The sequence below is a fragment of the Roseomonas sp. HF4 genome (genome assembly GCF_005222755.1).
GTDB lineage: Bacteria > Pseudomonadota > Alphaproteobacteria > Acetobacterales > Acetobacteraceae > Neoroseomonas.
Window position 1 is genome coordinate 523959 of record NZ_STGD01000001.1, and the last position, 12872, is coordinate 536830.

Below are 12872 nucleotides of genomic sequence, written 5' to 3' on the forward strand. Positions count from 1 at the left end.
AGGTCGGACGCCAAGAAGGCAAAGAAGGTTGTGGGGGGTCCGGGGGGAGAAGTTCCCTTCTCCCCCCGCCCTTCCTTCACCCCGCGTCGAGGAAGCTCATCCCCCCGGCATGACCCGGCACACGAGCAGCTCGCCGACCGCCCGGCACGCCGCGGCCGCCCCGGGCATGCCGGCCTCGACCGCCGCCCGCGCGCCCGGCAGCGCGATGCGCAGTTCCCCGGGCGCGAGCGGCGCGGCGATGGTGGCCGCGTCCCGGCAGGCCGGGCGCTCGCCGCGCCAGCGCGCGACGTACATGGTGTTGGCGGGCACGCCGCGCTCGGCGGCCAGGCTCAGCACCTGCAGCTGGAGCGCATGCGTGCCCATCGTGTCCGGCTTCGGCACACAGGGCCAACTCGGCAGCAGAGTCAGCCGGCCGGCCTCGGCCAGCAGGGCGCGCAGCGCCGGCGCGTCGACCGTCCAGGGCGCGCGCTGCTGCGCCCAGGCTGCGATCGCGGCGCGGTTCGGCGCGGCATCGGCGAATTGCACCAGGCCCAGCGCCAGCGCCGCCGCCGGCCCGATACGCGGCACCCGCGCGATCAGCGCGACCGTGCCCACCAGCAACGCGAGCCCGACCGGCCAGAAGAACCGGCCCGAGGCGCGGAACTGCTGCAAGGGCCCCGGCGCCTCCCCGAGGTCGAGCAGGATCGAGGCCCCGGCGCCGACGCGGAAGGACACCGCCAGCAGCGTCAGCGCCAGCAGCACCAGCGCAAGCCCGGCATGGCGCCGCAACGTCGCCGCCACCGCCCGCGGCGCCGCCAGCGCCAGCGCGGCGAGCCCCGCCAGCAGCCCGAGGCCGAGCCAGTTGTAGCCCTCCCACCCGCCATGGCCGGTCGCATCGATCTCCGCCGCGACGAGCCCGCCCAGCACCCAGGACCGATGCGGCCAGACCGGCGAGAGGAGGTTCAGCGCAAAGTCGCCATAGCCGCCGTCTCCGGCCGCGCCCAGGTAGCCGAAGGCCGCCATGGTGCCGCCCACCGCGACCGTGCAGGCCGCGACACCAAGCGCCGCGGCCACCCAGCCGCGGTCGCCCCGCAGCAGCAGCGTCGCCGGGACCGCGGCGAGCAGCGCCAGCGCCATCGCGGCCAGGTAGGGATGCACGAGCAGCGTCGCGACCGCCGCCGCGACCGCCGCCGCCCACATCAGGACGGTCTGGCCCCGCGCCAGCCGCAGATAGAGGCCGAGCGCCACGAGCAGCGTGAAATGCCCGACCAGCGCGGCGTGGCCGTAGCGGTTCAGGAAGGCCGGCATGGAGGCCGCCGCCAGGGCCACGCCCATCGCCGGCAGCAGGCGCCGTTCCCCGGTGCCGCGCAGGCACCAGACCGCGGCCACGGGCTGCATCACCCAGGCGATGGCGTACCAGAGGCCGATGCCGTGGAAGCCATCCGGCAGCCATCCGCGCAGCGCCTTCAGCACCAGCGCCAGCGCCGGGATGCCGTCGACGAAGGCGATGTTCAGCCCTTCGGGCGGGATCAGGTTCCGCGCCATCAGCGGCGGCCAGCGCCAGGCGTCGGCCAGGAAATAACGCTGCGCGATGGCGTGCTGCGCGGCGTCGCCCTGCGGCGCGAAGGCGGCACCCGCGCGCGGCACCAGGACATCCGCCGGGAAGACGGCGGCGACGAGCACCGCGCCGAGCAGCAGCGCGAATCCGTAGGACAGGGCGGTGACGAGGCGGGGGGACAGGGGCGCGGGCTCCGGCGGCAGGGTCAAGAGGCTGTAGAGGATGATGAGGTCCGCTGGATACCGCCTGCCGGACGACGGCCGTCATGCTGCGCCGCCACAATCCCGCCGCAACCGCGTCCCACTTCGGTCAGGCCCGCGGGTCATCGTCCGCTTCATCCAAGGCTCCTGCCGGAGTTCACGGTGCCCAGGCGGCGCCGCACCGGCGGGAGAAGCGGACACCCCTGGCCGCCGCCGGCCCCCCCGGCAGCGGTTTCGCCCAGAAGGCCGATATCGCTCATGTCCAGCGTTCCGGTTGGTCCCCTTTCCTCGCAGGGCGCGTCCTCTGTCGCGGTGCCCTCGGCCGGCGCGGGCGACCGCGCGGCCCTGCCCCGGGTCAAGCGCGCGATGGATGTCGCCCTCGCCGGCGCGGCCCTGCTGCTCGCGCTGCCCATCTTCCTTTTGATCGCCCTTGCGGTGCGCGTCGACGGCGGGTCCGCCTTCTACGCCCATCCGCGCGTCGGCCGCGGCGGGCGCCTGTTCGGCTGCCTCAAGTTCCGCTCGATGGTGGTGGACAGCCAGGCGCGCCTCGACGCGCTGCTCGCCGCCGATCCCGCGGCGCGGGCGGAATGGGAGGCGACGCGCAAGCTCCGCCGCGACCCGCGCGTGACGCGCATCGGCCGCTTCCTCCGCGCCACCTCGCTGGATGAACTGCCGCAGCTGCTGAACGTCCTGAAGGGGGAGATGAGCATCGTCGGCCCCCGCCCGGTGACGCAGTCGGAACTCGACCGCCACTACGGCGCGGCGGCGGCGCACTACCTGTCGGTCCGCCCGGGCATCACCGGCCTCTGGCAGGTGAGCGGCCGCAGCGAGACCTCCTACGACCAGCGGGTCGCGCTCGACGTCGCCTATGTCTCGCAGCCGTCGGTGCTGGCGGACCTGCGTATCCTGGTGCGCACCCCGGTTGCCGTGCTGTCGCGCCGCGGCGCACACTGAGCCTCAGGAGCAGTCGAGGCCCCATCCGATGACGATCGCGGCGTCCGAGGGCCCGGAGGACCGGGCCGGCGGGCGCAGGCTCGTCTCCGGCGTGCTGTGGAACGCGGCGGGACGCGGCGTGCCGCTGCTGCTGGCGCTGGCCCTGACGCCGGTGCTGGTCCACCTCCTGGGCACGGAGCGCTGGGGCCTGTTCACCCTGGCGCTGGCGCTGGTCGGCATCTTCGGCGTCTTCGACCTCGGCCTCGGCATGGCGCTGACGCGCGCGGTCTCGGAACGGATCGGCCAGGGCCGCGGGGCGGAGGCGCCGGCGCTGGTCGGCGCCACGCTCATCTCGCTGATGGTGCTCTCGGCCGTGATGGGCGGGATTGCCTTCGCGCTGATGCCGCTGCTGATCGAGCGCGTGCTGCTGGTGCCTCCGGCGCTGAAGGCGGAGGCGCTGGCCGCCTTTCGGCTGCTGGCGCTGGGCGCGCCGCTGGTCGTGCTGAACGCGGCGCTCTGGGGCGTGCTGGCGGCCTGGCAGCGCTTCCGGGCGGCGAACCTCGTGAACATGCCGGTCAGCATCTTCTACTACCTCGGCCCGGTGATCGCGCTGCTGGTCTGGGACAGCCTGGTCGCGGTCATGGCGGCGCTGGTGCTGGTGCGGCTCGCCAGCGGGCTGGCCTATGCTGCGCTGGCTTGGCGGCACGTGCCGGGGCTCGGTCTGGCGCAGGCGCGCTTCGCCCTGCTGCGGCCGCTGCTGCGGCAGGGCGGCTGGATGAGCCTCTCGGGCGCGCTGACCCAGGTGCTCCTTTATGCCGACCGCTTCCTGATCGGCGCGCTGATCGGGCTGACGGCGGTCGCGTTCTATGCGACACCGCTCGACCTCGTCATGCGCATGTGGATCCTGCCCGTGGCGGTGGCGCAGGCGCTGCTGCCGGCCATCGCCTCCTCCTTCCGGGTCGCGCCCGAACGGACGGCGCTGCTGCTGCGGCGCGGCGCGCTGATCGTGGCCGCGGTCGGCCTGCCGGCCTGCCTCGTGCTGGTCGCGGGCGCCGAATGGCTGCTGTGGCTCTGGCTCGGCACGGAATTCGCGGAAGGCGGCGGCATGGTGCTGCGCATCCTGTCGGTCGGCATCTTCTTCTCCTGCCTCGCCTTCGTGCCGGGCACCTTCCTCGACGCCATCGGCCGACCGGACGTGACGGCGAGCTTCTCGCTGGCGCAGGCGGCGGTGTTCCTGCCGCTCGGCGCGGGGCTGCTGGTGCTGGTGGGCATCGAGGGCGCGGCCATCGCCTGGGCGCTGCGCGCCGCGACCGACTGCGCCGGGCGCTTCCTGCTGGCCGCGCGCTTCTACCCGGCCGCGGCCACGAGCGGGCGGGCACTGCTGCCGCTGATGGCGGTGGCGGGCGCCGGGCTGGCGCTGATGGTGCCGCTGCCGGGGCTGCTGCCCGCGGCCGCGCTCGGCGCCGTGACGCTGGCGGCGGCCCTCGCGGTCGGCTGGCGCGCCGCGCCGGCCGAGGATCGCGCCACGATGCTGCGGCGCCTCCGCATGGCGCGCGCATGACGGGCCTCGCGATCAACGGCCGCTACCTGACGCAGGGCATGACCGGCGTGCAGCGATTCGCAACCGAGATCGTCGCGGCCGCCGATACCCTCGCCGGCGCCGGCGCATGGCCGGTGGCGCGGGTGCTGCACCCGCCGGGCGCGCGGGATGCCGGGCTGCGGCACCTGCGCGCGGAAGCCGTCGGCACGCGCGGCGGCCAGGCCTGGGAACAGCTCGACCTGCCGCGCGCGCTCGCCGGTGATGTCCTGGTCAACCTCGGCAACACCGCGCCGCTGCTGGCCGGCGCGCGGCAGGCGGTGGTGATCCACGACGCCGGCGCCTTCGACACGCCCGAGAGCTACTCCTTCGCCTTCCGCACCTGGTACCGGCTGCTGCAGCGGCGCCTGGCGCGCAGCGGCGCGCGGCTGCTGACGGTGTCGGCGTTCTCGCGCACGCGGATCGCGGCGGCGCTCGGCGTCGATCCCGCCGCGATCGGCGTGCTGCCCGAAGGGGGCGAGCACGTTCTGCGCATCCCGGCCGATGCCGCCGTGCTCGGCCGGCACCGGCTGGAGCCGGGCCGCTTCGCGCTGGTGGTCGGCAATCCGGCGGCGCACAAGAACCTGGCCGCGCTCGGTGCGGCGGCCGAGGCGCTCGGGCGGCAAGGCCTCACGCTGGCGGTCGCGGGAGCGGCGGACCCGGCGGTGTTCCGCGCCGGCGGCGGCGTGGCGGCCGATGCCGCGCGCGTGCTGGGCCGGGTCTCGGATGCTGAGTTGCGCGCATTGTACGAGGCCGCGCTCTGCCTCGTCTTCCCGTCGCGCTACGAAGGCTTCGGCCTGCCGCCGCTCGAAGCCATGACCTGCGGCTGCCCGGTCGTCGCCGCGCGCGCCGGCGCCGTGCCGGAGGTCTGCGGCGATGCCGCGCTCTGGTTCGACCCGGCCGAGCCCGCGACATTGGCCGAGCAGTTGCTGCGACTCGCGACCGAGGACGGCCTGCGCGACGGGCTGCGCGCAGCGGGCCTCGATCGCGCGCGGGGCTTCACCTGGGACCGCGCGGCGCGGGAGCTTCTCGCGCTGGTGCAGGAACGCATCGCATGAAGGTCGCCATCGTCCACGAATGGCTCGAAACCCACGCGGGGTCCGAGCGCGTGCTGGAACAGCTGATCGCGGAATGGCCGCAGGCGGACCTCTTCGCCGTCTGCGACTTTCTGCCCGAGGCCGAGCGCGGCTTCCTGCGCGGCAAGCCGGTGGCGACCACCTTCATCCAGCGCCTGCCCTTCGCGCGGAAGCACTTCCGGAAGTTCCTCGGCCTGATGCCGCTCGCGATCGAGCAGCTCGACCTCGCGGGCTACGACCTGGTGCTGTCCTCCTCCCACGCCGTCGCCAAGGGTGTGCTGACGGGGCCGGGGCAGCTGCATGTGTCCTACGTGCACAGCCCGATGCGCTATGCGTGGGACCTGCAGCACCAATACCTGCGGGAGGCGGGGCTCGAGCGCGGGCTCAAGGGGATGTACACGCGCAGCCTGCTGCACCGGATGCGGATGTGGGACCGCGCCAGCGCGCTCAACCCCGACGTGGTCGTGGCCAATTCCGGCTACATCGCCGAACGCATCCGCAAGTCCTGGCGGCGCGAGAGCGTCGTCGTGCATCCGCCGGTCGACATCGAGCGCTTCGCGCTGCGCGAGGCGAAGGAGGACTACCACCTCATCGCGTCGCGCATGGTGCCCTACAAGCGGATCGAGCTGATCGCCGAGGCGTTCCGGCGCATGCCCGGCCGCCGCCTCGTGGTGGTGGGCGACGGCCCGAACGCGCCCCGCGTGCGGGACGCCGCGGCCGGCGCGCCCAACATCGAATTCCGCGGCCGCGTCGGCCAGGAGGAACTGGTCGCGCTGACGCAATCCGCCCGCGCCTGCGTCTTCGCGGCCGAGGAGGATTTCGGCATCGCGACGGTCGAGGCGCAGGCCTGCGGCACGCCCGTGATCGCCTTCGGCCGGGGCGGAGCGCGGGACATCGTCGTCCCGCCCGGCGCCCCTCGGCCGACCGGCCTGCTGTTCGACGAGCAGAGCGCCGAGGCCATCGTTTCCGCCGTGGAACGCTGCGCGGGCCTGGCGTTCTCGCCACAAGATTGCCGCACCAATGCGGAAAGGTTCTCCCCAGTCGCCTTCCGCGGCGCGATGCGCCGCATCGTCCAGGAAGCGCGCGAGGGACAGTCCCGATGAAGTTCTCGCTCGTCGTCGCCACGCTCGGCCGCGACACGGAAGTCGCCGAACTGATCGACAGCCTGCTCGCCCAAGGGCGTGCGGACCTCGAGGTGATCGTCATCGACCAGAACGACGACGACCGCCTGGACGCCGTGCTCGCGGCGTATGAGGGGCGGGTCGACCTGCGCCGCTTCCGGTCGGCGGTGCGCAACGCGAACCACGCGCGCAACCTCGGCCTGCGCCACGCGCGGGGCGAGATCGTGTCCTTCCCCGACGACGACTGCCTCTACCCGCCCGGCGTCCTGGACCAGGTCGAGGCGGCCTTTGCGGCGAACCCAGGGCTTGGCGTGCTGACCGGCCCGGCGGCGTCGCCGGCCGGCGGGCTCGGCTCGGGCCGCTGGCGGGCGGAGAGCGGGGCGATCGACCTCGGCAACGTCTGGACCAGCGTCATCGAGTTCAACCTCTTCATGCCGCGCGCCACGGCCCTCAGCCTCGGCGGCTTCGACGAGGGGATGGGCCCCGGCACGCGCTTCGGCTCGGCGGAGGGCAACGACCTCGTCTGCCGCGCGATCGCCCGCGGGCTGGAGGCGCGCTACGAGCCGGAGCTGCGCATCGTCCACCCGGACAAGCGCCTGACCGAGGTCGCGGCGGCGCGCGCGGAACGCTACGGGCGCGGCCTCGGCTTCGCGCTGCGCCGGCACGGCGCCCCCATCGCGGCGTGGCTCGCCTTCATGGTGCGCCCGCTGGCGGGCGTGGCTCTCAGCCTCGCGCGGCTCAGGACGCACGACGCCGCCTACTACTTCATGACCTGGCGCGGCCGCGTCGCCGGTGCCCTCGCCGCCGAGGCCCGCCGGCCGCCGAGCCTGATGCCCCTCACCGAAGCGGCCTGATGCGCATCGCCATCGGGATCGCCACGCGCGGGCGCGCGGGCATCCTCGGGCATGTCCTGCGCGACCTCGGGCGCCAGACACGCCCGGCCGACCGCATCATCGTCTGCCACGTGACGCCGGACGACGTCGCAGGCTGCGAAGCGGTGCCGGGCGTCGAGTTCATCACCGCCGCCGCCGGCCTGCCACGGCAGCGCAACGCGATCCTGGACGCCGCGGATGACTGCGACGTGGTGCTGTTCCTCGACGACGACTTCCTCTGCGCGCCCGCCTACCTCGCCGTGACCGAGGCCGCCTTCGCGGCGCGACCCGACATGGTGGTCGCGACCGGCACGGTCGTCGCGGACGGCGCGAACGCGCCGGGCTATTCGCTCGAGGAAGGAGCGGCGCTGCTCGCCGCCGACGTGCCGCCCGCGGACGCCATGGCGACGGCGCCGCATTTCAACGGCTATGGCTGCAACATGGCGTTCCGGATGGATGTGGTCCGGGCGCACGGGATCCGCGTGGACGAACGCCTGCCGCTCTATGCCTGGTACGAGGACATCGACGTGACGCGGCAACTGGGCCGGCACGGCGCCATCCTGCGGCTGGCCGGCGCGCGCGGCGTGCATCTCGGTGCGAAATCGGGGCGCGTGGCGCAGGTGCGGCTCGGCTATTCGCAGGTGGTCAACCCGGTCTACCTGGCGCGCAAGGGGACCTTCCCCTGGAACCACGCGATCCCGAGCGCGGCGCGGCATTGCCTGGCGAACTTCGCGCGGTCGCTGAAGCCCGAGCCCTGGGCGGATCGCCGGGGACGCTTCCGCGGCAACATGATGGGCCTGTGGGATCTGCTGCGCGGCCGCGCGGCGCCGGAGCGCATCCTGGAGCTCTAGCGCCCCCCCTTCCGCTTCCCGGCCGTTCGGGCGACCATGCGGCCAACCGAAGCAGGAGGAAGCGCCGAGATGACGCTCGAACCAGGCCGCCCGCGGCCCGAGCCCACCCCCGAGACGAAGCATTTCTGGGAGGGCACGAAGGCCGGCAAGCTGCTGCTGCAGCGCTGCGGCGACACCGGACGGGCGTATTTCCCGCCGCGCCCCTTCAGCCCCTACACCGGCACCCGCAACGTCGAGGTGTTCGAGGCCTCCGGCCGCGCGACGCTGCATTCCTACGTCATCCACCACCGCGCGGTGCCGGGCTTCAAGCCGCCCTACGCGATCGCCGTGGTCGAGTTGGAGGAAGGGCCGCGCATGATGACCAACATCGTGGACTGCCCGCAGACACCGGAAGCCCTCGTGCTCGACATGCCGCTCGAAGTGGCGTTCACGCCGATGGACGACGACATCACGCTCGCGCTGTTCCGTCCCGCGCCCGCGGCGGAGCCGCAAGACGCCAGGCAGGGGGCCTGAGGCCATGACGATCAAGCCAGGCGAGATCGCCATCGTCGGCGCCGCCGAATCCACGCGCATCGGCGCCGTGCCCGACATGGCGCAGATCATGCTGCACGCCGATGCCGCGCTGAATGCGATGGAAGACGCGGGGCTCAAGCCCGCCGACATCGACGGCGTCGCCTGCGTCGGCCCGATGATGCCGCAGCAGATCGCGCATTACCTCGGCATCACCCCGAAATGGGTGGACGGCACCGGCGTCGGCGGCTGTTCCTTCATGCTGCATGTCCGCCACGCGGCGGCGGCCATCCATGCCGGCTATGCGAAGACCATCCTCATCACCCATGGGGAGAGCGGCAAGTCGCGCATCAACGGCACGCCCCGCCCGCCCGAGCCGCAGAGCCTGCAGGGCCAGTTCGAGATGCCCTTCGGCCCGATGGGCCCGCCCACGCTCTTTCCCATCCCCGTGCTGCGCTACATGAAGAAGTACGGCGTCACGCACGAACAGATGGCGATGGTCGCCGTCGTGCAGCGCGAATGGGCGGCCAGGAACCCGCGCGCGGCCTTCCGCGACCCGATCACGGTCGCGGACGTGCTGAACAGCAAGATGATCGCCTACCCGTTCCGACTGCTGCAATGCTGCCTCGTGACGGATGGCGGCGGCGCGCTGATCCTGACCTCCGCCGACCGCGCCAAGGACTTCCCGCAGAAGCCGGTCTACATCCTGGGCAGCGGTGAATCCGTCGAGACCACCATGGTCAGCCAGATGGAGGATTTCACCTCGAGCCGCGCCTTCCGCGTCGCGGGTCCCGAGGCGTTCCGCATGTCGGGCGTGAAGCACGCCGACGTGGATCACCTGATGATCTACGACGCCTTTGCGCACCTGCCGATGTACGGGCTCGAGGACCTCGGCTTCGTCGGCCGCGGGGAAGCCAAGGACTTCATCTGGGACGGCAACACCCGCCCGGGCGGGAAGCTGCCGCTCAACACCAATGGTGGCGGCCTGTCCTATACCCACACCGGCATGTACGGCATGTTCGCCCTGCAGGAGAGCGTGCGCCAGGTGCGCGGCATCGCCCCCGCGCAGGTGCCGGACGTCAAGGTCAGCGTCTGCCACGGGGTGGGGGGCATGTTCTCCGCCTCCGGCACCGTGGTACTGGCAAACCAGCGGCCCTGAGCCGCGCCCGGTCCCGCGCTGAACGCCGCGGGGCCGGCACGCAACGAACAAGCAACGGGAGCATTGCGTCCATGACCATCCAATCCACGCGCCGCGCCCTGCTGGCGGCCGGCGGCGCGCTGCTGGCGGCGCCCGCCGTCGCGCAGGCCGGCTTTCCCAACCGCCCGATCCGCCTGATCGTGCCCTGGCCGCCGGGCGGCTCGACCGACGGGCAGTTGCGCTCGCTGGCCGACCTCGCGCAGCGCCGGCTCGGCCAACCGGTCATCATCGAGAACCGCAGCGGCGTCTCGGGCACCATGGCGGCGCAGATGATGGCGGCCGAGGCGCAGGGCGACGGCTACCTGGTCGGCCAGATGCCGATCACGGCCTTCCGCCTGCCGCTGATGACGACGCAGCCGCGCTGGGACCCGCTCAAGGACTTCACCTACGTCATCCACCTGACCGGCTACCTGTTCGGCGTGGTGGTGCGGGCGGATGCGCCCTGGCAGACTTGGCAGCAGTTCCTGGACGACGCGAAGGCCAATCCTGGCAAGATCGCCTATGGCTCGCCCGGCGTCGGCAGCACGCTGCACATCACGATGGAGCGCATCGCCGCCGAGCGCGGCATCGAGTTCCTGCACGTGCCCTTCCGCGGCGGCGCCGACAATGCGCAGGCGATGCTCGGCGGCCAGACGCAGGCGATGGCGGATTCCAGTTCCTGGGGCCCGCTGGTCGAAGGCGGCCGGGCGCGGCTGCTCGTCACCTGGGGCGCGCAGCGCGCGAAGCGCTTCCCCGATGCGCCGACACTGCGCGAGACCGGCATCGACATCGTCTCGGCCTCCCCCTACGGGCTCGCCGGGCCGAAGGGGATGGACCCCGGCGTGGCGCGCGTGCTGCACGACGCCTTCAAGGCAGCGCTGGAGGACCCGGCGCATGCGCAGGTGCTGGAACGCTACGACATGCAGGCGGACTACAAGAACGGGGCCGACTACACCGCCTTCGTGGCGCAGATCATGCGCGAGGAAGGGGAGATGGTCCGCCGCCTGAACCTGCGGATCAATTAACCCTTCGGCAACTCGACCTTCCCGGTGTGGAGTTGGAGGCGCGAGAATTCCGGCGCCTCCTGCCCCGCATCGCGGAAGGCCTGCTTCAGCGCCGACATGTTGGGCGCGAAGATCGTCTGGCGGTTGGCGCTGACCCAGTCGCGCGACTGCTGCGGCATGGCGAGCGTGCCCTGGAAGCGCGGCATGACCCAGCGCGCGAACAGCTCGAAGGACCGCCAGGTGGCTTCCCGGTCCGCCCATTCATGGGCGCGGAACAGCACGCCGCCGGCGCCGCCCTCGGTGAAGGACAGAAGCCGCTCGATCCCCGCCGCGATGGTCTCGGGCGAGCCCACCAGCGTCGAGCCCTGCGCGAGCCCGTCGCGCAGCGGATCCTCCGAGCGCATCGGCGGGCGGCCGAGCGTCTCGCTGAAATAGGTCAGCGTCTCGAGCTGCTCGCCGATGCGCACGTCGCGCAGCGCGCGCTCGTCATCCTCGGCGCAGTGCATGTTGACCACGAGCCGCCACTTGGCGCGGTCCATGGCCTTGCCGTGCTTCGCGGCCTCGGCCTCGGCCATGCGCCACTGCTCGGCCAGCGCCTTCGGTCCGCCCGGCAGTCCGGCGCCGAGGGAGAGCAGCCCGAGCCCGTGCTTGGCCGCCGCCAGCGCGCCCGACGGCGTGGTGGAGGAGGCGACCGAGATCGGGAAGCAGGGTTCCGAATATGGAGCCAGATGGAGCCTCGCCTCGCGCAGCGTGAACCAGTCGGTCTCCATCGTGACCGGCTCCTCGCAGGCAAGCAGACGCGTGATGGCCGTCAGCGCCTCGTCCATCCGCCGCCGCTGGTGCGCGGGGTCGATCCCCATCATGTAGGCATCGGACACCAGCGCGCCCGGGCCGCAGCCCAGCATCACGCGCCCGCGCGTCATGTGGTCGAGCTGCACGAAGCGCTGCGCCACCAGCAGCGGGTGATGATAGGGGAGGCTGGTCACGCCGGTGCCGAGCCGGATGTGGCGCGTGCGTTCCGACAGCGCGCCGATCGCGATCTCGGGGCTCGCGATCGTCTCCCAGCCCGCCGAGTGGTGCTCGCCGATCCAGGCCTCATCGTAGCCAAGCTCGTCGAGCCACTCGACGAGCTTCAGGTCGCGCTCGATCGCGAGCGTCGGGTTGTCGCCCACCCGGTGGAAGGGGGCCAGGAAGATGCCGAAGCGCAAGCGGCGCGGTGCCATGGCGGCGTGTCCCTTCACATGGACGGCGGATCGCCCGCCAGGAATTCCTCGCCGCCATAGCCGGCGGCGGCGGGGATGCGGAGGATGCGGCCCGCCGGCGTCATGCGCATCTCCGGCAGCACGGTGACGACGGGCGTCGCGCGCGCGGCGGCGAAGGCTTCCGCCACGCTGTCGTGGCGGGCGAGCTTCGTCAGGTTCATCCGCGTCGGGAACACCACCTTGCGCGCCCCCGCTTCGGCGGCGGCGAGCGCGTCCGCCGGGCGGATCCAGACGCTGTCGACCGCTTCATGCCCGTCATGCAGCGCGTCCTGGTCCGCCGGCGCGGCGGCGAGGAAGAAATGCGTATCGAAGCGCTTCGGCACCGGCACGGGTGTGATCCAATGCGCGAAATGCGCGAGCCCGTCGCTTTCGGGCACCAGCCCGCGTGCGGCCAGCATGGCGGCAAACGCGCCCTCGGCCGCCGGCGGCGCGCCGGGCCTGGCCAGGAGGACGCCGCATTCCTCCCAGGTCTCGCGGACCGCGGCGACGCGGAAGGCGCCCTGGTCGTCCCCGCCGGCGAGGATCCGGTCCGCGGCATCGACGCTGCCACCCGGGAAGACCAGCGCGCCGCCGGCGAAGTCGGTCGCGGCGTGGCGCACCACCATGAACACCTCGAGCCCCGCCGGCGCATCGCGCAGCAGCAGGACGGTGGAGGCGGGGCGGGCCGGGGCGGGGGTCGACATCGGCGCATTGCAGCCCGGCGGCGCGCCCGCCGCAAGGCGCGTTGACGCGACCGGCCACGCGCAGCAGGCT

12 protein-coding genes are annotated in these 12872 nt (G+C 73.1%); 9 read left to right on the forward strand and 3 right to left on the reverse strand.

The genetic code is table 11. From position 1 onward, the window contains the following. Positions 1–96: 96 nt before the first annotated feature. Complete coding sequence (locus E8M80_RS26930; protein ID WP_137124064.1) at positions 97–1746, reverse strand: DUF6311 domain-containing protein; 1650 nt, start codon at positions 1744–1746, stop codon at positions 97–99. Between the two features lie 249 nt (positions 1747–1995). Here E8M80_RS26930 and E8M80_RS02535 point away from each other — a divergent pair, with 249 nt between their 5' ends. The 9 genes from E8M80_RS02535 (at position 1996) to E8M80_RS02575 (ending at position 10878) form a co-directional block, all read left to right on the forward strand. Beyond that, complete coding sequence (locus E8M80_RS02535) at positions 1996–2691, forward strand: sugar transferase (protein ID WP_137124065.1); 696 nt, start codon at positions 1996–1998, stop codon at positions 2689–2691. A gap of 28 nt (positions 2692–2719) precedes the next feature. Beyond that, positions 2720–4231 carry a flippase gene (locus E8M80_RS02540; RefSeq protein ID WP_170979155.1) on the forward strand — a complete coding sequence of 504 codons (1512 nt, stop codon included), beginning with the start codon at positions 2720–2722 and terminating at the stop codon, positions 4229–4231. After that, the gene (locus tag E8M80_RS02545; RefSeq protein WP_137124067.1) at positions 4228–5304 is read left to right on the forward strand and encodes a glycosyltransferase family 1 protein; all 1077 of its coding nucleotides are present in this window, start codon (positions 4228–4230) and stop codon (positions 5302–5304) included. The genes E8M80_RS02540 and E8M80_RS02545 overlap by 4 nt, the downstream gene beginning before the upstream one ends. Further along, the gene (locus E8M80_RS02550) at positions 5301–6425 is read left to right on the forward strand and encodes a glycosyltransferase (protein WP_137124068.1); all 1125 of its coding nucleotides are present in this window, start codon (positions 5301–5303) and stop codon (positions 6423–6425) included. The genes E8M80_RS02545 and E8M80_RS02550 overlap by 4 nt, the downstream gene beginning before the upstream one ends. Then, positions 6422–7297 (forward strand): glycosyltransferase family 2 protein, encoded by an 876-nt coding sequence (locus E8M80_RS02555; protein WP_137124069.1) that lies wholly within the window; start codon positions 6422–6424, stop codon positions 7295–7297. Before E8M80_RS02550 ends, E8M80_RS02555 begins: the two co-directional genes overlap by 4 nt. Next, positions 7297–8166, forward strand: coding sequence for a glycosyltransferase family 2 protein (locus E8M80_RS02560; protein WP_137124070.1), 870 nt, complete (start codon positions 7297–7299; stop codon positions 8164–8166). Before E8M80_RS02555 ends, E8M80_RS02560 begins: the two co-directional genes overlap by 1 nt. A 69-nt stretch (positions 8167–8235) precedes the next feature. Continuing rightward, the gene (locus E8M80_RS02565) at positions 8236–8679 is read left to right on the forward strand and encodes a Zn-ribbon domain-containing OB-fold protein (protein ID WP_137124071.1); all 444 of its coding nucleotides are present in this window, start codon (positions 8236–8238) and stop codon (positions 8677–8679) included. A gap of 4 nt (positions 8680–8683) precedes the next feature. Continuing rightward, positions 8684–9835, forward strand: coding sequence for a thiolase C-terminal domain-containing protein (locus E8M80_RS02570; protein WP_206035549.1), 1152 nt, complete (start codon positions 8684–8686; stop codon positions 9833–9835). Positions 9836–9906: 71 nt separating this feature from the next. Continuing rightward, positions 9907–10878 (forward strand): tripartite tricarboxylate transporter substrate binding protein, encoded by a 972-nt coding sequence (locus tag E8M80_RS02575; RefSeq protein WP_137124072.1) that lies wholly within the window; start codon positions 9907–9909, stop codon positions 10876–10878. Here E8M80_RS02575 and E8M80_RS02580 read toward each other — a convergent pair. Both E8M80_RS02580 and E8M80_RS02585 read right to left on the reverse strand, forming a co-directional pair. Next, entirely contained in the window at positions 10875–12080 is a 1206-nt protein-coding gene (locus tag E8M80_RS02580) for an LLM class flavin-dependent oxidoreductase (protein ID WP_206035550.1), read from the reverse strand. The two genes, E8M80_RS02575 and E8M80_RS02580, sit on opposite strands and share 4 nt — an antisense overlap. 14 nt (positions 12081–12094) lie before the next feature. Beyond that, complete coding sequence (locus E8M80_RS02585) at positions 12095–12802, reverse strand: NUDIX hydrolase (protein WP_137124073.1); 708 nt, start codon at positions 12800–12802, stop codon at positions 12095–12097. Positions 12803–12872: the final 70 nt, after the last annotated feature.